Source organism: Streptomyces angustmyceticus, assembly GCF_019933235.1.
Classification (GTDB): Bacteria; Actinomycetota; Actinomycetes; order Streptomycetales; family Streptomycetaceae; genus Streptomyces; species Streptomyces angustmyceticus.
This window is the reverse complement of record NZ_CP082945.1, coordinates 1,055,471-1,073,899: the sequence shown is the minus strand read 5'-3', so window position 1 is coordinate 1,073,899 and position 18,429 is coordinate 1,055,471. Positions and strand designations below refer to the sequence as shown.

At 69.2% G+C, this 18,429-nt stretch carries 19 protein-coding genes and 1 pseudogene; 9 read left to right on the top strand and 11 right to left on the bottom strand.

The features are described from left to right. Positions 1 to 178: 178 nt before the first annotated feature. The 5 genes from K7396_RS05205 to K7396_RS35905 all read right to left on the bottom strand — a co-directional run bounded on the left by K7396_RS05205 (position 179) and on the right by K7396_RS35905 (position 4,842). The gene (locus K7396_RS05205) at positions 179 to 1,384 is read right to left on the bottom strand and encodes an LLM class flavin-dependent oxidoreductase (RefSeq protein ID WP_086721245.1); all 1,206 of its coding nucleotides are present in this window, start codon (positions 1,382 to 1,384) and stop codon (positions 179 to 181) included. Position 1,385: 1 nt separating this feature from the next. Then, complete coding sequence (locus tag K7396_RS05200) at positions 1,386 to 2,432, bottom strand: ABC transporter substrate-binding protein (protein ID WP_086721244.1); 1,047 nt, start codon at positions 2,430 to 2,432, stop codon at positions 1,386 to 1,388. Between the two features lie 122 nt (positions 2,433 to 2,554). Further along, positions 2,555 to 3,457 carry an ABC transporter ATP-binding protein gene (locus K7396_RS05195; RefSeq protein WP_152105100.1) on the bottom strand — a complete coding sequence of 301 codons (903 nt, stop codon included), beginning with the start codon at positions 3,455 to 3,457 and terminating at the stop codon, positions 2,555 to 2,557. Continuing rightward, complete coding sequence (locus K7396_RS05190; protein ID WP_223659660.1) at positions 3,430 to 4,356, bottom strand: ABC transporter permease; 927 nt, start codon at positions 4,354 to 4,356, stop codon at positions 3,430 to 3,432. The genes K7396_RS05195 and K7396_RS05190 overlap by 28 nt, the downstream gene beginning before the upstream one ends. A gap of 396 nt (positions 4,357 to 4,752) precedes the next feature. Continuing rightward, a complete protein-coding gene (locus K7396_RS35905; RefSeq protein WP_359490674.1) occupies positions 4,753 to 4,842 on the bottom strand; it encodes a putative leader peptide in 90 nt (29 codons plus the stop codon). A gap of 145 nt (positions 4,843 to 4,987) precedes the next feature. On the opposite strand from K7396_RS35905, the gene K7396_RS05185 reads away from it, so the two are divergent. The 7 genes from K7396_RS05185 (at position 4,988) to K7396_RS05160 (ending at position 8,205) form a co-directional block, all read left to right on the top strand. Then, positions 4,988 to 5,410, top strand: coding sequence for a secondary thiamine-phosphate synthase enzyme YjbQ (locus tag K7396_RS05185; protein ID WP_152105099.1), 423 nt, complete (start codon positions 4,988 to 4,990; stop codon positions 5,408 to 5,410). 15 nt (positions 5,411 to 5,425) lie between these two features. Continuing rightward, positions 5,426 to 5,578, top strand: a complete 153-nt coding sequence (locus tag K7396_RS05180) for a winged helix-turn-helix domain-containing protein (protein WP_158101157.1) — start codon at positions 5,426 to 5,428, stop codon at positions 5,576 to 5,578. Continuing rightward, a complete protein-coding gene (locus K7396_RS05175) occupies positions 5,575 to 6,165 on the top strand; it encodes an IS630 family transposase (protein ID WP_152105098.1) in 591 nt (196 codons plus the stop codon). The genes K7396_RS05180 and K7396_RS05175 overlap by 4 nt, the downstream gene beginning before the upstream one ends. A gap of 428 nt (positions 6,166 to 6,593) precedes the next feature. Beyond that, positions 6,594 to 6,725, top strand: a complete 132-nt coding sequence (locus K7396_RS35630) for a hypothetical protein (RefSeq protein WP_263295773.1) — start codon at positions 6,594 to 6,596, stop codon at positions 6,723 to 6,725. 225 nt (positions 6,726 to 6,950) lie between these two features. After that, a complete protein-coding gene (locus K7396_RS05170; RefSeq protein WP_086717329.1) occupies positions 6,951 to 7,460 on the top strand; it encodes a hypothetical protein in 510 nt (169 codons plus the stop codon). Next, complete coding sequence (locus K7396_RS05165) at positions 7,457 to 7,831, top strand: hypothetical protein (protein WP_143589075.1); 375 nt, start codon at positions 7,457 to 7,459, stop codon at positions 7,829 to 7,831. The genes K7396_RS05170 and K7396_RS05165 overlap by 4 nt, the downstream gene beginning before the upstream one ends. Before the next feature lie 224 nt (positions 7,832 to 8,055). Further along, positions 8,056 to 8,205, top strand: coding sequence for a hypothetical protein (locus tag K7396_RS05160; protein WP_158101112.1), 150 nt, complete (start codon positions 8,056 to 8,058; stop codon positions 8,203 to 8,205). 557 nt (positions 8,206 to 8,762) lie between these two features. Here the strand turns inward: K7396_RS05160 and car are convergent. Beyond that, positions 8,763 to 12,299, bottom strand: a complete 3,537-nt coding sequence (car, locus tag K7396_RS05155; RefSeq protein ID WP_086717327.1) for a carboxylic acid reductase — start codon at positions 12,297 to 12,299, stop codon at positions 8,763 to 8,765. A gap of 585 nt (positions 12,300 to 12,884) precedes the next feature. On the opposite strand from car, the gene K7396_RS05150 reads away from it, so the two are divergent. Next, on the top strand, positions 12,885 to 13,103 hold the full coding sequence (locus K7396_RS05150; RefSeq protein ID WP_158101111.1) for a hypothetical protein: 219 nt from the start codon (positions 12,885 to 12,887) through the stop codon (positions 13,101 to 13,103). A 465-nt stretch (positions 13,104 to 13,568) separates the two neighbouring features. On the opposite strand, the gene K7396_RS05145 is transcribed toward K7396_RS05150, so the two are convergent. From K7396_RS05145 to K7396_RS05125, 5 genes and pseudogenes are all read right to left on the bottom strand, one after another. Then, a complete protein-coding gene (locus K7396_RS05145) occupies positions 13,569 to 14,279 on the bottom strand; it encodes a FadR/GntR family transcriptional regulator (RefSeq protein ID WP_086717326.1) in 711 nt (236 codons plus the stop codon). Positions 14,280 to 14,768: 489 nt separating this feature from the next. Then, a pseudogene (locus tag K7396_RS05140) lies at positions 14,769 to 15,129 on the bottom strand (hypothetical protein); the annotation flags it as partial. A gap of 911 nt (positions 15,130 to 16,040) precedes the next feature. Next, positions 16,041 to 16,475: a DUF2267 domain-containing protein gene (locus K7396_RS05135; protein WP_223659658.1), complete on the bottom strand. Its 435-nt coding sequence runs from the start codon at positions 16,473 to 16,475 to the stop codon at positions 16,041 to 16,043. A gap of 52 nt (positions 16,476 to 16,527) precedes the next feature. Next, the gene (locus K7396_RS05130) at positions 16,528 to 16,923 is read right to left on the bottom strand and encodes a DUF2267 domain-containing protein (RefSeq protein WP_086717324.1); all 396 of its coding nucleotides are present in this window, start codon (positions 16,921 to 16,923) and stop codon (positions 16,528 to 16,530) included. A gap of 74 nt (positions 16,924 to 16,997) precedes the next feature. After that, positions 16,998 to 17,432, bottom strand: a complete 435-nt coding sequence (locus K7396_RS05125; protein WP_086717323.1) for an Hsp20/alpha crystallin family protein — start codon at positions 17,430 to 17,432, stop codon at positions 16,998 to 17,000. Positions 17,433 to 17,560: 128 nt separating this feature from the next. Here K7396_RS05125 and K7396_RS05120 point away from each other — a divergent pair, with 128 nt between their 5' ends. Next, positions 17,561 to 18,235, top strand: coding sequence for a type III effector protein (locus K7396_RS05120; RefSeq protein ID WP_152105097.1), 675 nt, complete (start codon positions 17,561 to 17,563; stop codon positions 18,233 to 18,235). Positions 18,236 to 18,429: the final 194 nt, after the last annotated feature.

The following is an 18,429-nucleotide window of genomic DNA, read 5'->3' as shown; positions in this document are numbered from 1 at the left end:
AGGAGTGATTGTCTTCCCGCGGCCCGGAGCGGCGGGGCGTGGAGCCGCAGGGCCCGAGGTCTGAGGCCCGAGGCCCGGAGCCGCGTGGCCCGAGGCCAGCGGACCTCGGGCCACGCGGCCCCGCCGCTCAGAGTCCGCCTGCGGTTGGCGTCCGCCTGCACTCGGCGTCCGCCGACGCTCAGCGTCCCTCGGCGATCAGCAGCGGCGCCCCGCCCGGAGCGGAGGCCGGCCGGCCGTTGGCCGCCGGGACGCCGTCCAGCGGAGCGGGCCCCGCTTCCAGCAGCCCCCGGGCGGCCAGCTCGGGCCGGACGCCCTCCCCGAACCAGTACGCCTCCTCCAGGTGCGGATAGCCGGAGAGCACGAAGTGCTCGATGCCCAGGGAGTGGTACTCCTCGATCCGGTCGGCCACCTCGGCATGGCTGCCGACCAGCGCGGTGCCGGCCCCGCCCCGCACCAGACCGACGCCCGCCCACAGATTCGGCGAGATCTCCAGCTTGTCGCGCGAGCCGCCGTGCAGCGCCAGCATCCGCTGCTGCCCCACCGACTCGCTCTTGCCCAGCGCCTGTTGCGCGGCCGCCACCGTCGCCGGATCGAGGTCGTCGAGCAGCCGGTCGGCGGTCGCCCAGGCATCCTTGGCCGAGTCCCGGGAGATGGTGTGCAGCCGGATACCGAACCGGACCGTACGCCCCTCCTTCTCCGCCAGCCCGCGTATCCAGTCGATCTTCTGCTTGACCTCCGCGGGCGGTTCGCCCCAGGTGAGGTACACATCCACGTTCCGGGCGGCGACCGGCCCCGCGGCAGCGGACGAGCCGCCGAAGAAGATCTGCGGCAGCGGGTCCGGCGGCAGCGCCGTCAGACCGCCCTCGACCTGATAGTGCTCGCCCGTGAAGTCGAACGGCGCGCCACCCCACACCCCCCGGACGACCTGCAGGAACTCATCCGTACGGGCATAGCGCCGGTCATGGTCGAGATGATCACCGAACCTCCGCTGCTCGGTCGAATCGCCCCCGGTCACCACGTTCAGCAGCAGCCGCCCGCGCGAGATCCGCTGATAGGTCGCGGCCATCTGCGCCGCCAGCACCGGCGAGATCACCCCCGGACGGAACGCGACCAGGAACTTCAGCCGCTCGGTGACCTGGGTGAGCGCCACCGTCGTCAGCCAGGCGTCCTCGCACCACGTCCCGGTCGGCGTGAGCACCGCCTCGAACCCCAACTGCTCGGCGGCCTTGGCGATCTGCGCCAGATACTCGATGTCCGGGGCCCGTACCCCGCTGACCGGGGTGATCCGGTCCCGCCGGATGCCGCCGTCGGTGTAGGCGTGGCGGTCGACGAGCGTCCGCCCGTCGCCGCCGGTCGGCAGGAACCAATGCAGGTGTACGGACATCTCACTGAGCCTTTCCATAGGTACGCGGCGCTGTGCTCGAAGGCGGCAGGCCACCGTTGAAACGGGGGTCGACGAAATCCCCGAAGCGGAACGAGCGGGGGATCAGCTTCACCGCCGCGAACGCGTCGACGATCTGCTGCTCGGAGGCGATGGCCGCCTTGTCCACGGCGACCGTGACCGCCGTACCCCGGGTGCGCCTGACCGCGTCCAGCGCCACCTTCTCCGGCAGCCCGGTCTCCTTCGCCCAGGCCTTCGCCCAGACGCCGGGGTGCTTGAACACCCAGTTCTGCGCCCGCCGCAAGCGTTCCGTGTAGTCCTTCAGCGCCGCCGACTTCTTCTTGTCGTCCACTGCGGCCGGCGCGGCCACCTGGAAGCTCAGCCCGTTGACGACACCCTGCCCGGTGGTCAGCACCCGGGCACCGGCCTGATCCAGGGCCTGCGAGGTGTACGGGTCCCACACCGCCCAGGCGTCCACCTTCCCCCGGGTGAACGCGGCGAGCGCGTCGGCCGGCTGCAGGTAGTTGAGCGTGACGTCCTTCGGCGTCAGCCCGGCCTTCTTCAGCGAGGCGATGAGCTGGTAGTGCGCCGAGCTGCCCTGGGCCACGGCGATCGACTTGCCCTTCAGCTGCGACGGCCGCTTGAGCGGGGAGCCCTTCTTCACCAGGATCGCCTCGCCGTCCGACCTGCTGTGCGTCCCGGCGATCACCTTGATCTTCGACTTCGCGGCGGCGGCGAACACCGGCGGAGTGTTGCCGACCCCGCCCACGTCCACCGCGCCGGCGTTGATCGCCTCCAGCAACGGCGGACCCGAGGTGAAGGTCGACCACTTGATCTTGTACGGGAGGTCGTCCAGCTCACCGGCGGCCCGCAGCAGCGCTTCTGAACCACCCTTCTGATCACCGACGTTGAGCGTCAGCGACCCTTTGCCATCGGTCCCGCTCCCGGTCCCCCCACCGGCTCCCTTGGCCCCCGGCGAACCACCGCAGGCGGCCAGCAGCAGGGTGAGCGGAAGCAGCAGGGCGGCCGGGGCGACAGGGCGTGCTCTCATGGGGCGTCCGTTTCGTTCTTTGTTCTCGGGTCTGGGGGTGGGGTGGGGGAGTCGGGTGGCGGGCGGAGGCCGGGCGGGCGAAGAGACGGCGGGTCGCCTCGCGCTCATCGCCCTGGTGCGGATCAGGCGGCAGCAGTGGGGGAGCCGGAGGCGGCGGCACCGACGCCGACGACCTCCGTGCCGCCCACGACACCCCCCGAGCCTTCATCGCCGTCCACGCTCGCTCCGGCGCTCCGGCCATCCGTGCCGTCCTCATTCGCCTCGCCGTCCACGCCGAGCCGGTCGAGCAGCCGGGCGCGCAACGCACCGAAGCGCGGATCGGAGACCGTGCGCGGCCGCGGCAGATCCACCGCGGTCTCGTACGCGATCCGGCCGCTCTCCATCACCAGCGCCCGGTCCGCGAGCAGCAGGGCCTCCTCCACGTCATGGGTGACCAGCAGCACCGCGCAACCGCGCTCCTGCCACAGTTCGGCCACCAACCGCTGGGCCTTGATCCGGGTCAGCGCGTCGAGGGCGCCGAACGGCTCGTCGAGCAGCAGCAGATCGGGTTCGCGCACCAGCGCACGAGCGAGCGACGCACGCTGGGCCTCCCCGCCGGACAGCGTCTTGGGCCAGGCGTCCGCCCGGCGGCCGAGCCCGACCTCCTCCAACGCCCTGACGGCGACATCGCGTTCCGGCCGGCCGGGCAGTCCCAGCAGCACATTCCGCCAGACCCGCTTCCAGGGCATCAGCCGCGGCGCCTGAAATGCCACGGCCCTGCGGCGCGGCACCAGCACCTCACCGTCGATTTCCTGGTCGAGTCCCGCCAGGACCCGCAGCAAGGTCGACTTGCCGCAGCCGCTGCGCCCGAGCAACGCCACGAATTCGCCCGGCCGGAGCGAAAGGTGGAGATCGTCGATGACGGCCCGCCCACCGAAAGCCCGCACCAATCCGCCGACCTGTACGGCGGTGCCGGGTGCCGCGGCGCCCGCGACCTGCTTTTCCCGCTCGGAGGTGGTCACTGGCCCGTGAACGTCGGTCGCCATTGCAGCAGCAGCCTTTCGAGGGTACGAACGAGGAAATCGGCAAGGAGCCCGAGGATCGCGTAGACCACCAGGCACACCACGATCACGTCGGTGCGGAAGAATTCCCTGGCCTGATTCATCAGAAAGCCCAGGCCGTCATCGGCGTTGACCTGCTCACCGAAGACCAGCGCGAGCCACGCGGTGGCCAGCGAATAGCGCAGCCCGGTCATCGCACCCGGAAGCGCACCGGGCAACACCACATGCCGGATCAGCCCCCACCGGCTCAGCCCGAGCGACTGCCCGGCCTCCACCAACTGGGCGTCGACACCACGAATTCCGGCATAGACATTCAGATACAGATGGAACGCCACACCCAGCGAGATCAGCGCGACCTTCGGTGCCTCACCGATGCCCAGCCAGATGATGAACAGCGGAATCACGCCCACCCAGGGCACGGAACGCAGCATCTGCACCGTCGCGTCGACGAGATCCTCACCGAGCCGCGAAAGCCCCGACACAAGCGCCAGCGCCACCCCGATCACGCCACCCAACAGCAGCCCGACCGCGACCCGTTGCAGCGAAACCAGCATCGCCGACGGCAGCGTCCCGTCCGACACGAGGTCCCCGGCGGTGGCGGCAATGGTCCCGGGCGACGCCAGAATGCCGGCCTCCAGCACACCGCTCGCACTCAGCACCTGCCACAACACCAGCAACGCGAGAGGCCCCACCGTACGGCGCACCCACCGCGGCACCGGCCATCGCCGACGGGAAACCGGATCAACATGAACCAGCTCAAGCCCCTCGACACCGGAGGCGGCCTTCACCTCCCTCTCCTCACCTTTCACCACAGACGGCGGCCCTGCTGTTTCAGCGGCAGTTTCGACCGGGGCCTCGCGGGCCACGGCCTGATCGAGAGTCATGAATGCTCCACGGGGAGGGGGAGGAAAGAAGGCGAAGAGAGAAGAAGGCGTCAATCCCCGTGGGGCGACGCAACAGCGCTCACAACGCAGCGCTCAAGACGGCGACGAAGGCACCGGAAACACGTTGCCCCTACGCGGCGCAGAGGTCCGCTCAAGACCACCAGAGCCGACCACGACGGAAGAGCCGGAGAGAAGTCGCAGAACCACCGCGCACAGCCGCACATGCCGCGTCCCGCAGGGGACACAACCGCCCGCCACAACAAGCCAAGCAGATCAGCAGCGCACCGATCACCGCGAAATCCAGAGCGGCCTCAGCAACAGCGGCGGCAACACAAAGGCGACGGCAACGGAAACCACAACGGCAACCGCAAGGGCATCAGCAGCAACGCGACGGCATCAACAACAGCCGCCGCGGCGACACGCGGCAGAGGCCACCCGCAGCAGGTCGATGTGACCGCGCGTGGTGAGCAGGGCTGCTGTAGGCATGTCGCTGAACGTAGCGGTGCGCCCCGAGAGGGGTCAATCGTCATCTCGGCCGGTGGACCTTTGTTGCCGCAGTATTGACCCGGCGTTGCGGAAGGAGCCCGCGGGATTGCGGACAAGAACCCGCCGTCCGTACGAAAATGAACCCATGAGCACCGCATTCACCACCCGCACCCTCGACGTCACCACCGGCTCGACGGAAACCGTCGCCGACCTCACCGCCGACTGCGCCGCATTCCTCCGCGAGACGGCAGCCGGCCGCGACGGCCTGCTGAACATCTTCGTCCCGCACGCCACCGCCGGCATCGCCGTCCTGGAAACCGGCGCGGGCAGCGACGACGACCTCCTGGCCGCCCTGCACGACCTCCTCCCCGCCGACAACCGCTGGCGCCACCGCCACGGCAGCCCCGGCCACGGCCGCGACCACGTCCTCCCCGCCCTCGTCCCACCCCACGCCACCCTCCCGGTCCTCACCGGCCGCCTGGCCCTCGGCACCTGGCAGTCCATCTGCCTGGTCGACACGAACACGAGCAACACGGACCGTCGGGTCCGGTTGAGCTTCCTGGGGTGACTTCGGGTGACAGGAGTGTCCCTGTCACGGGCGTCGGTGTGGCGTCTGCTGACCGGCCGGCTGGGGTGGAGTCTGCAGCGGCCTGAGCGACGGGCGGTGGAGCGGGACGAGTCCGAGATCGCCCGCTGGGTCACGCACGAGTGGCCGCGCATCAAAAAGGGGCGGTGAACACACGTGCCTGGATCGTGTTCCTCGACGAATCAGGCGTCTCGCTGCTGCCCCAGGTCCGTCGTGCCTACGCGCCTCGGGGCCGTACTCCGCATCTGCGGCACCGGTTGAACTGGAAACGGGCGTCGATGGCCGCGGCCCTGGGCTACCACGCCACCGACCCGGATCGTGGTCCCCGCCTGTGTTTCCACCTCAAGCCCGGCAGCTACGACACCGCCGCACTGATCGACGTTCTGGAGCAGGTCAAAGTGTTCTACCCTGGCGAGCCGGTGATCCTGGTCTGGGACGGCCTGTCCGCTCACTGGAGCCGGGCGATGCGGGCCTGGGTCGCCGAGCAGGGCTGGCTCACTCTCGAACGATTACCCGCCTACGCTCCCGAGCTGAACCCGGTGGAACTGCTCTGGTCGTCGCTCAAGAAGCGCGAACTCGCCAACCCCGCCGGCGACCACCTCGCCGACGTCGCCGACGCCACTGAACAAGGCATCCACCGCATCAACCACCACCAGCACCTGCCATGGTCCTACCTCGCCCACACCGGCCTGACCATCCACCCACCACACCCACCGAACTTACGAAAAGATCAGTAAGGGCTGTCCCGTAGTCCCTGGCCTGATCGTTCGTTGTTTTCCGGCCCTGCCCGGGCCCATGGTCTACCGCCGATGCCCAGTGGAGCAGGGCCGGGTACGGGACCAGCTCCGAGGCCGGCGCGGTGCGGTGCTCTCCCGACCATGCAGGACACCTTCCAGGCGGCGGCTCCGCACGCTCCGCCATGCGGGTCAAATTTAGTCGGCTGCATAGACGCGGTTCGCCGGCGGTGCCTTACTGCTGTAAGTGAATTCCGGCGGGCCGCCCATCCCTCACCGGGGGTGGGCAGTGTGCCGAGGAAGAACATGAGACCTCGCTATGGCTGCTGTGTGAGCGCCCCCGCTGAGGAGACTTTCACTGCCCGCTGAGCCGTGGCGAACATGCGGTCCCAGGTGGGTGGTTGACGGCCCCTGACCCGAAGGAGGCTGTCATGGATACGACAGGCATCTGGATCACCGCGCAGCTGCCGCTGATCATCCTCAACGGCGGATCCACCGCCACCTACGCGGGCAGCTCCAACCACCTGCCCGCCTCCGCCCACGGCGGCGTCATCACCCTCTGACGAGCCCCAACGGCTGCCAGAAGTACTCCTCTCGGCACCCATGGCGCCCCAAGAGCCCCTCAGCAGTCGGATGGCGTCAAAAGGCGCGACAGAACCTGAAATGCGATGCCCGTGCGGCCTGTCTGACGGCCCCTTTTTCGGGCTCCGAATCGACCCCACAACTGTTTTCGGGCGCACCGGAAAAGGCTCGTGAACTCTCCCTCTCCACACAGCCAAGGAGCAGCAATGAAACTCCGCAAAACGGCAATCCGCGCACTCGCCACCGTGGCCGGCACCACCCTCGTGGCCACCGGCATGGCTGTCACCCCGGCAGCCGCGCAGACGTTCGTCCCGTGTTCTCCCGGCGCATTGGCGGGCGCCATCACCGCAGCGAACGCCTCGGGCGACACGCTCATCCTGGCACCGGGCTGTGTCTACGCCCTGACCGCGCCCCTGCCGTCCATCCAGAACACGATCAACATCCTGGGCAACGGCGCTACCCTCACCCGCTCAGGGGCGGCCCCCGCATTCCGCATCCTCAAGGTGGACGCCGTCGGAAAACTGAGCCTGCACCTGACCACCATCAGCAACGGCGACGCATCGGGGGACTTCGGCGGCGGCATCCGCAACGACGGCACCCTCAACGTCGTGCACTCCGTCATCCGGAACAACCGGGCCGACTTCTCCGGCGGAATCGGCGGCAATACCGGTCCACCACCCGCGTCATTCAGAGCATCATCTCGGGCAACACCGTGACCCGTAACGGAGGCGGCCTGGCCAACGACGGCGATATGACCATCGCCCAGAGTTCCATCACCCAGAACACGGCGCTGGAAAAGGGCGGCGGAGTGGCCAACGACGCGACGCTGAAGATCGTTCAAAGCAGCATCCAGCACAACGAGGCGTCCGGGCCGACGGGTGTCGGGGGCGGAATCGCCAACTTCGGCGGCGCCGGAGCCACGACGACTCTCACCGAGAGCCGCGTGTCCGACAACACCGCAACCAACGCTCCCGGCGGTATCTACAACGACACCGGAAGCGTCGCACTCCTCCTCAGCATCGTCCACAACAACCACCCCACCAACTGCGCCGGCAGCCCCACCACGGTCCCTGGCTGCCTGGGCTGACCTCAACCGCACCCACGCGAGCGCTCGACGGCGGCCGAACACCGGCCGCCGTCACCTCTGACACCTTGAGGCAGTGGGGACGGGAAGAGCTGTCTTCGAGGTGCTGACCGTCTACGCTCCGCTACGCCTGCCGCCCTGCGGACGTGTGGCCACCGCCTCCGGCACCACCCTCCGGAACCGCTCGCGCTGCTCCTGCGGGACCATCCGCTCATCAAGGACTCGTCGTGCCCGGCGAACCGACGCTGAGCACCAAGGGAAACGGCATCGATCTACCCAACCGCCTCCTGCCCCTGGGGGATGCGGCGACAGTGGAGCAGGCCCTGCTGGCACACGTCGAGGACGTCCTTGCAGCGCAGGAGCGTGGAGAGATGTGAGCCCTCGCGCCGTTACCGATTCTTGAATCAGGGCGCCTCGGCAAGAGCCGTGAGCAGCGGCTGGCCCACGTGGTTGATCAGGGTGTCGATACGCCGTGCTGTCTTGGCCGTCGCCGGGCGTGCAGGACCTACCGGAGGCTGACGCCATCGCGGTGGCCCGCGAGGCAAATGACCAGCTCGCCGGGATTGCCGCCTCCTGGCCCGGCCGCTTCAAGGGTTCGCAGGGACTCCCACCCAGTCACCGGCCGCGGCTGCGGCTGAGCTGGAGCGCGGGTGCTCGAGCTGGGCTTCCCCGGAGCCGTGCTGTACGGACGAAGACGTACGGCGAGCTCGGCGCCCTGGTCGCTGATCTGCCACAGGAGCGGCCTTCCGACTCGCGTTCTGGCAATGACGCGGAAACCCTCGTCCTCAAGCCCCGCCTGGGAAATTCGAGCAGAGCGGCCGGTGGACAGTTCCCCGGAGGACCGTCGCTGAATGCAAAATGCTGCACATCGCACGGTCTTAAGGCCCTCCGCTCCGAAGCGGCGTCCTATGTAGCGATCGTCCGGGCGGCTCGGTCACAGCAGGTGCTGCGACCGAAGGTCCGCCACGTACTTGGTGATCAGGTCCTGCGACAGATGGGGGATGTCGTTCTCCTTGTTGAGGGCGGCGACCCGCACTGCCGCGCGGAATTGGTCCGCCGGCAGGGCGGAGCCGGGCAGGGGCTCCTCCGGCCTTGCGAAGGCGTGCAGCAAGGGGAGCAGCGAATGCTGCCTCTGGCGGTCGGGCAGGCCGCGCATGGCGGTCTCGAAGCGGTCGAGCCACTCGTCGTAATCGTGGACGCGCGTCAGCGGGTGTCCGGTTGTCATCAGCCAGTCGACGAACGTGTCGAGTGAGATTCCGTCCTCGTGCGGGTTCACGACGTTGAACGTCCGGTACCCCTCCCGTGCGTGGTCGCCCAGCGAGGCGATGGCCCGCGCGGTGAAGTCCACGGGGAGTGCGTCGTAGTGCCCGCTGCCGTCACCGGTGCCCTGGGCGTAGAAGCTGCCTGGGGCGATTCCTGTCGCCAGCAGGCTCAGCAAGAGGCGTGTGAACACGTCCGGGATGTTCAGCTGGCCCCGGTAGCGTGGGTGCGCGAGCATCAGGTTCGAGCGGAACACGGCGACCGGCAGGCCGAACGTGTCGTGCGCCTCGCGCAGCAGCACCTCGCCCGCCCACTTGCTGGCCCCGTAACCGTTCGCGTAACCGCTGCCGAGGTCGCGCGCCCCGCAGGCCGTGCGGATGTCCGCCGCCTCGTCGGCCGCAGCCTCGGACCCGAAGGCGACGGCGACCGTCGACAGGTAGGTGAACTGCTTGATCCGGGAGGTGACCGCGAGCCTGATCAGTTCGGCCGTACCCAGCACGTTGGGGCCGAACAGCTGGTCGTACGGCAGGACATGGTTGACGAGTGCCGCCGGGTGAACGATCAGGTCCACGGCGTCGGCCAGCCGCTGCCAGGTCTCCTTGTCGAGCCCGAGGCCGGCCTCCCCGATGTCGCCGGCGACCACCTCCAGGTGCTCGGCGGCCAGGTCGTGGTAGTGCTGGAGGAGCTCCGGGTCGCCGCTGTCGAAGGCCGCGTCGAGCCGTGCCCGGGCCAGCTCGTCGGTGCTGCCGCGGACCACGCACACCAGCGTGCCACCGCGCTCTGCGACGCGCTCCAGCCATTCGAGGCACAGGAAGCGGCCCAGGTAGCCGTTGGCGCCGGTCAGCAGGACGGTCCGTGCCTCGGGCAGTGGACCGGCCGGCCTGCCGCTCTTCGCCAGGGTCTCCGTGTCGAGGAACGCGTCCAGCGTCAGGTCGCCCGCCACGAGCCGTGTCGCGCTCGGTCCGTGGACGCTGTCGGCGGTCGGGCGCTGGTGTCCCGACGCAAGGGCCATTTCGATGTGATCAGCCACCTGCTGGAGCGTGTTGACCGGGTTGACGACGACGTTGACAGGGACGTCGACGTGGAAGATCTCCTTCAGCAGCTGGGAGAATGACAGCGCGGAGAGGCTGTCACCGCCGAGTTCGAGGAAGCGTGTGCCGGGCTTCACGTCGTCCTGTTGGTGTCCGAGAAGCGCTCGGACGGCCCGGAACACAGTTTCCCGTACCGGTCGGGACGGGCCGGCCTGGCGCAGTGCCTGGAGTTCGTCGGTCTCGCGCTCGGTCAGCTCGGTGTACAGCGCTTCGAGGCGCTCGCCGTAGCGCTTCGTCAACGCGGGGCGCAGCAGCTTGCGCACTCCGGAGAGCAACCCGTTCTGCTGGCTGAACGGCTCGGTCTCGATGAGGAAGTCCCGTGGGATCTCGTACGAGTTGAGGTCCGCCTCGGCGGCGAGGCGTTGCAGGGACTCGCGCAGCATCGACCTGAGGCACTGGGTGTCGTGGCCGACGAGGTCGAGCGCGTCCTGCGTGGGCACGATGACCGCGAGCAGGTAGGCACGAGCACTGTTGCCGTACACGAAGATTTGCCGGACGACCGGACTGCCGGTGAAGAGGGCTTCCAGACGGGAAGCGGCCACGAACTCGCCCTGTGACAGTTTGAGTACGTGGGAACGGCGGTCGACGTACACCAACTCGTCGGGACCGATGCGGACCATGATGTCGCCCGTGCGGTAGAAGCCGTCTTCGTCGAAGGCATCGGCGGTGGCATCGGGTCGCTGGAAGTAGCCGGAAACGAGCCGGTCGGACTTGATCAGCAGTTCGCCCCTGGGGTGCGGCGAGTCGGTGCGGAAGTATCCCAGCTCGGGCACATCCGCCAGTTTGTGGTCGGTCACCGGCGGCCGCAGCACCCGGCCGTCGAGCGAGACCACTCCGGCTTCCGTCGACCCGTAACCGTCGAGCATCCTGACGTGCAAGCAGCTCTCGACGAACGCCGTCATCTCCGCGCTCAGCGGGGCCGAGGCGCTGACGGCCCACAGGAGGCGGCCGCCCAGGGTCTTCTCCCGCAGCTCCTCCTTCACGCGGTCCGCCTGCTCGGCCGCATCCCCTCCCGCGCCCACGTCGTTTCGGCGGGTCAACTCAGCCTGGTAGCGCTGGAAGAGCATGTCGGAGATGCGGGGCACCATGATGAACTCGGTGGGGCGGACCAGGGAGAGGTCCTCGAAGAGGGTCGACAGATCGCTCGACGCCACGAAGTAGGCGATGCCCCCCTTTGCGAGCGTGCCGAACAGCACACCCCGTCCCATCATGTGGCTCAGAGGCATGTAATTGAGCACGACGGACGGTCGCATCTCCTGGTCAGGCACGAAGTCAACCCAGAACTGCGTGACAAGACGCTCGGTGTACATGGCACCCTTGGGCGTGCCCGTACTCCCCGAGGTGTAGATCAGCGTGCTGAGCGCGTCGGCTGTCGATCCCTCGGGGCTCCGGGTAGCCGACGGCAGGGTCCTTCCCCGCTCGATGACGGATGCCAGCGCGTCCAGGGTGACGCCTCGGCCCTGCGCCGCGAGTTGGCCGCGCGCCCATTCCAGCCTCTCCTGGTGAGCGGTGATCTCCGGATGGTGGCCGAAAACGACGATCCTGCCCAGCGACGGGGCGTCCGCCGCGACCTGGAGCGCGACGTCGAGGTGTGCCACGTCCACCGCGAGCAGACGTGGTCCGGTCTGCGCGACGATGGGGGCCAGGTGCCCCGCCGAGGCGCCGGCCTGGAGAGGAACGCACACCGCACCGGAGCGGAGGCATGCCAGATCCACCACGGTGTACTCGGCGCTTGTGGAACCGAGAACCGCGACGAAGTCACCCGGGCCCACGGCGTGGTCGGGGTGGTGCCGCCACTCGGAGGCCACCGCACCCACCCGTCCCCACAGTTCGCCGTAGGTGATCGTGTCGAACCGCTTCAGGAGGCGCAACGTGGTGCGGCCCGTATCCGGGTCGGTGACCGGCTCCGTGGCACGCTCGCCCAGGGCGGGTCGGTCCGCGTACCCCTCCATCACCGTGGCTACGAGGTCGGCGAGCGGTAGGCCCGGCCGCCGGATCGCCTCGGTGACGGCGTCCAGGGGCGCGGCGCCGCGGAACTGCGGATCTGTCGCGTACAGGTGAGCGCTGCGCTGAGCGGTACGCGCGCTGAACTCGTCAGTTTGGGGCTTCGAGTCGGACATGAGTGGTCTCCTCTGTGGCCTTGAAGGCTCGTTCGTCGGGAGGGATCTTCACTTTTCGGGCAAGGGAAGGCAGGGGTGGCAGGGTGCCGTGGTGCTGGAACGGACCTGGGCCGGGCACGTGGCTCCGGCTCGGGCGAGCGAGGCGGGGGAACGACGCGTCGAGGTCGTGCTCTTGATGGTTCGCCCTGCGTCGTATCCAGTACCTGCCATGGCAAAGCCGAGAACAATCAGGGCAATGAGTGGAATGTCCAGCGGCTCGTGATGTCGTGCGGGATGTCGAGGAGGAGGGGGCCGGCCGCTGCTACGAGGTAGCCGATGGACTGCGCCATGCCTGCCGGCGCGGCAGCTTCGCCGGAGCTACCGGCACGTTCGCTCTGAAAGGCCGGCGAGAGGACGAGGAACTCGCCACCGCCCGAGCGAGCAGGGCGCACGCCAGAACGGACAGCGCGGGGCGGACACCAGCGCGGCGAAGCCACCGGCCACAACGACCGAGGTCCCGGCCGCAGTCCATCAGGATGCTGGGTGGCCACGCGACGGCGGTGTGTAAGCCCGGGGACTGCAGGTCCCTGATTTTGCTGACCTGCCATGCCAGTCGCGACCGCCAAGGGGGCCGGACTGCGGGTCACGCCGGTGGAGGCTTGGGGCCTGTCGCCCCGTGTCCGGGGCAGCCAGACGACGAACGCCGCGATGGTGAAGGCAACACCCCGGGCGGCAGCGGTGTGCCAGGAACCCGGGAAGGTGTGGGAAAGCGGCGCGGAGATCCCGGAGGAGACCGCGGCCGTGACGCCCATGACGGTGACGTAGAGAGCGCTGATGCCCTGAAGGCGGTGTGCGGGCACGCTCTGCCTGATCAGAGCGGGTAGCAGCACATTGCCGAACGCGATGGCAGCAGACGGGATCACGGTCCCGGTGAACAGGCAGATCACAGAGGCAATCGAACGGGACCACAGTTCCGGCGGTCGGCGCGCCAAGGGCTGCCACGAGCGGGCGTTCGGTGCCGAACCGGTGAGAGGTCCGGGCCGCCAGAGGCGGCGTCGCGCTGAACGTCAGCAGGGGGAGTGCTCAGCAGCCCGCCCCAGCTCGATGTCAGGTCGCTGCCGTGCTCGATCGCCGGCAGCAGCGTACCGACACCGGTGAGACGCGTTCGCAGGTTCGCCGCTACGAGGCAGATCGCGAAGGCGAGCCCGATCGACACGGCAGGCCGGGTGTTGTCGGCAGCCGACGGCCCGGAGGTGGAGGGTTGACGGGATATCGAAGATAACTCCTTGCTCACTGCCCCTCCGTCACTCGTGGTGCCTCGGCATCGTGGTCACGGGTGAGCTGGACGATCGCAGCCGCCGCGCCACGGGCGCCGCTCTCGTCCCGGTCCTCGATCGCGTCGACGAGTCGCCTGTGCAGGCCGGCATGCTCCTCGGCGCCGACGGCGTCCCAGGGCAGGCCGCCCAGGGCGGAGGTGAGAGCTGTACCGAGGTAGTCGTACACCTCGATCAGGAGGTCGTTTCCGCTCGCCCGGACGACGGCCCGGTGGAACAATGCGTCGACACTGCCGGCCGCGGACATGTCCTCACCGGCGCAGGCCGCGTCGGCGTCGGCCAACAGCTCTTTCAGCTGGTGCAGTTGGTCCTCGCTGCGACGCAGGGCGGCGGCCCCTGAGGCGTACTCCTCAAGGACGGTGCGCAGTTCGAGAACGTTGTCCCGCTGCGCGGCACTCGCTCGCCGCACCATGACCGACTGGAGCTCACTCGACGCGCGGACGTAGGTGCCGTCCCCGATCCGGGCTTCCAACAGGCCCAGGTGCACGAGCGCGCCGAGCGCCTCCCGTAGCGTGCTGCGTCCCACCCCGAGCTCCTCGATGAGGGCCTGCTCCGGCGGGATTCGCGTTCCCACTGGCCATCCACCTGCCTCAATGTGCGAGCGGAGGCTGTCCACGAGCTGCGCGGACAGGCTTGCCGTCCTCCGCGGTGTGCTGATGCGCTTCATGAAGACAGCCTATACAAACATCAGACATTTGAACATCGCATGGAAGGGAGATCTGGGTAACCCCCATCGCGCCCCCACCGGCGGGCGGCATCGAGCGAGGCGGGCCGGGCTGCGGCTCATGACCACCGTCGTACTTGCGCCGAAGTGCGACCAGAGCTCGGTCTGGGCCCTGAGTCGCCACAGGGAAGATCACCGACTTTGCCGGGGAGGCGGACGCGGCGGATGCCTCGGAGCCGCGGGATTTCGTCCCCGTCAAGCGCATCGACGAGGGCGGCCCGGCACAGGAGACGTCGGCCGCCGAGGTCGCGACGCGGCTGGAGGGCAGGGTCTCCCCGGCAGCCCTCGCCTGGTGAAGGCCCAGGTGGTGCAGGCCGGCGGGCTCGGCGCGGTCGCGCAGGCGGTGGACGGCTTCGGCGGATTCGCCGAGCAGATCGAGAAGGTCTCCGCCCGCCACCGCAACTTCTGGATGCTGCTGTACGGGCAGTTCGTCCGGGCGCGGAGGAAGGAAGCGAGCTGCTCGCCGGCGCCGACCCAGGTGCCCGGGTCGCCGGTGGCGGCGGCCGGGCGGTCGATGCCTACCCGGGTCAGTTCTCGCTGTGCGTCGGTGATCTGCTCAGGGGTGTCGGCGAGCAGGGTGACGGGCTTGCCCCACGGGATCGGCCAGGTCCTGGCCGATCGTGGTCGCGTCCCCCTCGGCCTGTGAGGAGGAGCAGAAGCTGCCGAAGCCGTGGGTGGGCAGCACCGGCACCTCGTCGTCCGGCTCATCGGCCAGGCGGTGGGCGGAGACATGCTGGGCACGGGCCAGCTGCTCGGTCAGCCGCGGCTCGACCAGATCGGGGCGGCCCACCGTGGGCAGCTGGTCATCCAACAGTCCATCAGGCTGATCCACTTCCTGCGGCCTGAGCCACTTGTCGAACACGCGCGCCTGTCCTCACCCCGGGTGCGCACCCGGCCGACGGCACACCCCGGACCAAGGTTGGGTCAGCGTGTGGGCGCCCGGGGGAGGGATGCGGTCCGTCTCCGCCGGCGTGAATCTGGGCTGTGATCCCGCAGCCCGCGGTGCACGACGAAGGTGCCGCGCATGGCATGCGCTCGCCAGGTTCGACTGAGCTTCCTGGGCTGACCGAGGTCGTCCTGGCGGTGGACGCGAAATCTCCCGGACCCTGCGTGATCGACTCGGAGAAGCTTTGACGACCGGGAGGTATCGGGCGCCACGGCCCCGGTCACCCGGCCACAGCTCGGCCCGTGGCTTCGTGACGAGCGGGGCCGTATGACGGCCTCGTCGCCGCAGCGGTGGACCGGCTCGGCCGCAACGTCGTTGACTGCGATGGAACGCTGAGTGGTCCAGGACGGCGGTGACGATCTCGTCTTCGTGGGCCACGGGTCCGCGCGTGCTGATGGTGGCCGACGCGAACGCGGCCCAGCAGATTGTCCGCGAAGGCGGGACTCTTGCGGGATGGTGTGACGACGCAGCTCGCTGACCGGACGCCATGTGCCGTCCAATCGCCAGGAGAGCGTAGAGCCTTCAACTGGGCTGCCGGTTGGGGCGGCGGGGGTTGTCGGCGGTCTGCCCCGCCACCCTGGGTGGGTGACGGGGCAGACCGGCCGGCGCGACATCGGCCCGTAGTGCACAGCCCACCAGGGGGCCGTAGGCCGGAGGCCAGTCAGCGGGTGCCCGTGCTGACGCGCTGTCTCAGCCAGCACGGGGTGGTACTGCTTGTGTCTCGCCAATCGGCCGGCATCGCGTTCTGGGCTGCTGTGTCAGGCAGCCTGTGTGAGTTCGGCGCGGCCGAACAGGAGCCCGTACCCGGAGGGGAGCTGGGCGAGGATGCGGGTGAGGAGGTCGTGGCCGGCGAGTTGGCCGACGGTGGTGAGCACGGTGCCGGTGTCCCAGCGTGCGGTGGCGGGTGTGCCGCCGGTGCGCGCTGCCAGATCCTTGACGAACTCCCGGCCGGTGAGTTGCTGGGGGTCGGGGACCTGGAAGGCGAACACCGTGGCGGCCTCGACGGGCAGGCGGGCCGCGAGGTCGACGCGTTCCTCACCGGTGAGCTGGCGGCCCAGTCCGGCCAGCACGGCGCGGACGATTTCTCCGGCTCGCTCGCGGGTGGGATAGGCGCCTTCGTACCGGACGCGCTCCAGCATCTGGTCGAACGTCATACCCGCTGTGGGAAGAACCGGCCCGGGCTGCAGGGACATGGAGAGACTTTGCCTTTCTCGTCACAAGGCGCAATGCGCGCCATGTCTTGGTTCAAGCTGACTGGGGACGGCCGAAGAGGAGGTCGTAGCCGGGTGGGAGCTGGAGCAGGACGCGCTGCATGAGCTCTTCACCGGAGGCGTCCGCCACGACGCTGAGGACGGCACCGACATCCCACTTCGCGGTCTCCGCGGTGGCGCCCTCGATCCAGGCCGCAGTGGCCTGGACGAACCGCTCGGCGGAGAGCGGTTCAGCGGCCTGCAGCGGGTTGAGCAGGATCAGGGCGTAGGCCTCCGGCAGCCGGGCGGCCAGCTCGGCACGCTCGTGCCCCACCAGGTGCGCGCCGAGCAGTGCCAGGACGACGCGCGCCGCCCGGTCTGCTTCCTGTGACGTCTCGTACTCGCCGCGTTCCTGGACATGCGCCAGGAACGCCTCCCACCGCAGGGTCATCACCGAGGCCCCCTTGATGTGTGCGGAGGGCGGGGCCGGGAGAAGGGGAGGCCTGCCCCGCCCGTGTGATCCGCTCAGCCGCTGATCTGCTTGTGCCCGGGTTCCCCGCCGATGCTGATCTTGCGGGGCTTGGCGCGTTCGGCGATCGGGATGCGCAGGGTCAGGACGCCTGCGTCGTAATCGGCCTTGATGTGCTCGGTGTCGAGGGTGTCGGCCAGCATGAGCTGGCGGGAGAAGACGCCCAGCGGACGCTCGGAGAGCTCCATCTGCACGGTGTCGGCCTTGGTCACCGGTCGGCGCTCGGCCTTGACGGTCAGCATGTTCCGCTCGACGTCGATATCGATCGCGTCCGTGGACACCCCGGGCAGATCGAGGGCGATCACGTACTCCTCACCCTCACGGTAGGCGTCCATCGGCATCGGGGACGGCCTGGACCAGGTGCCGGACGTGCCCATCAGCTGCTGGGTGAGCCGATCGAGTTCGCGGAACGGGTCGGTGCGCATCAACATCGCGAAACACCTCCAGAAACTTCGGGCAGAAACTGCCAATGCGCTTCACCTGATACCGTTGTAGCATGTCGTCCAATGGATGACAAGCCGAAGTGTTATCCATTGGACGACAGGATCGGAGGATCACGGTGCCCAGGCCCGATCAGCCCACGCCGTCCCCCAGCCGGCACGCCGCCCCCGTGCCCTTCCTCGCCGCCGCGGCGGCGCTGAACACCATCAACGAAGCCATGTACACCGCCCACACCACGCAGGCCGACGAACCGCACGCCCCCGCCGCGGCACCCCAGCAGGCCCTGGCTTCACTGATGCTGCTTCGAGAGGTCCGCGAACAGCTCGCCGCCTGGGAGACGGATCTGATCGAAGCGGCTCGGGAAGCGGGCGCCAGCTGGGCGGACCTGGCCCAACCGCTCGGCGTCGCCAGCCGCCAGGCCGCCGAGCGTCGCTATCTCCGCCTGCGGCCCGGCCCCGCCAACACCACCGGTGAAGCACGCGTCAAAGCCACCCGCGACCGCCGCGCCGCCAACCGCAGCGTCGCCGCCTGGGCCCGCCACAACGCCGCCGACCTGCGCCAACTCGCCGGGCAGATCACCGCCCTCACCAACCTCCCCGCCAACGCTCACGCGCCCATCGAGCACCTCAACCAGGCCCTCGCCGACGACGACGCCGCCAACCTCCTGGCCCCTCTGGCGGCCGCTGCGCCGCACCTCCAGCACCACCCCGACCTCGCCACCCGCATCAAAACCCTCACCCACCACGCTGAGCAGCTGCGCCACCACAGCAACGATCAGCGCCGCGCCACCTGAGCTCGTGACAGTGCTCGCCCACCAGGTCGGGAGGCGACCGGGGAATCGGTTGTCCCCCCACTCCCTGCCCGTGATCGCGGGGATCCCCGGCGCGCCCCTCCTGTCGTCGCAGAGTTCGCCGGTGTAGTTGAGCAGCCCGCTGGTGTGCTCACCAGCACGCGCACGATGATCTGTCGGGACGCGGGCGATGAGTT

Excerpts from the sequence above, each read along its gene's own strand:
- K7396_RS05170 (WP_086717329.1), top strand. The coding sequence starts at position 6,951 with ATGAAACTCCGCAAAACGGCAATCCGCGCACTCGCCACCGTGGCCGGC.
- K7396_RS05145 (WP_086717326.1), bottom strand. The coding sequence starts at position 14,279 with ATGAAGCGCATCAGCACACCGCGGAGGACGGCAAGCCTGTCCGCGCAG.
- K7396_RS35630 (WP_263295773.1), top strand. The coding sequence starts at position 6,594 with ATGGATACGACAGGCATCTGGATCACCGCGCAGCTGCCGCTGATCATC.
- K7396_RS05200 (WP_086721244.1), bottom strand. The coding sequence starts at position 2,432 with ATGAGAGCACGCCCTGTCGCCCCGGCCGCCCTGCTGCTTCCGCTCACC.
- K7396_RS05205 (WP_086721245.1), bottom strand. The coding sequence starts at position 1,384 with ATGTCCGTACACCTGCATTGGTTCCTGCCGACCGGCGGCGACGGGCGG.
- K7396_RS05150 (WP_158101111.1), top strand. The coding sequence starts at position 12,885 with ATGCCAGTCGCGACCGCCAAGGGGGCCGGACTGCGGGTCACGCCGGTG.
- K7396_RS05185 (WP_152105099.1), top strand. The coding sequence starts at position 4,988 with ATGAGCACCGCATTCACCACCCGCACCCTCGACGTCACCACCGGCTCG.
- K7396_RS35905 (WP_359490674.1), bottom strand. The coding sequence starts at position 4,842 with ATGCCTACAGCAGCCCTGCTCACCACGCGCGGTCACATCGACCTGCTG.
- K7396_RS05190 (WP_223659660.1), bottom strand. The coding sequence starts at position 4,356 with ATGACTCTCGATCAGGCCGTGGCCCGCGAGGCCCCGGTCGAAACTGCC.
- car (WP_086717327.1), bottom strand. The coding sequence starts at position 12,299 with ATGTCCGACTCGAAGCCCCAAACTGACGAGTTCAGCGCGCGTACCGCT.
- K7396_RS05195 (WP_152105100.1), bottom strand. The coding sequence starts at position 3,457 with ATGGCGACCGACGTTCACGGGCCAGTGACCACCTCCGAGCGGGAAAAG.
- K7396_RS05130 (WP_086717324.1), bottom strand. The coding sequence starts at position 16,923 with ATGACCCTGCGGTGGGAGGCGTTCCTGGCGCATGTCCAGGAACGCGGC.
- K7396_RS05135 (WP_223659658.1), bottom strand. The coding sequence starts at position 16,475 with ATGTCCCTGCAGCCCGGGCCGGTTCTTCCCACAGCGGGTATGACGTTC.
- K7396_RS05125 (WP_086717323.1), bottom strand. The coding sequence starts at position 17,432 with ATGTTGATGCGCACCGACCCGTTCCGCGAACTCGATCGGCTCACCCAG.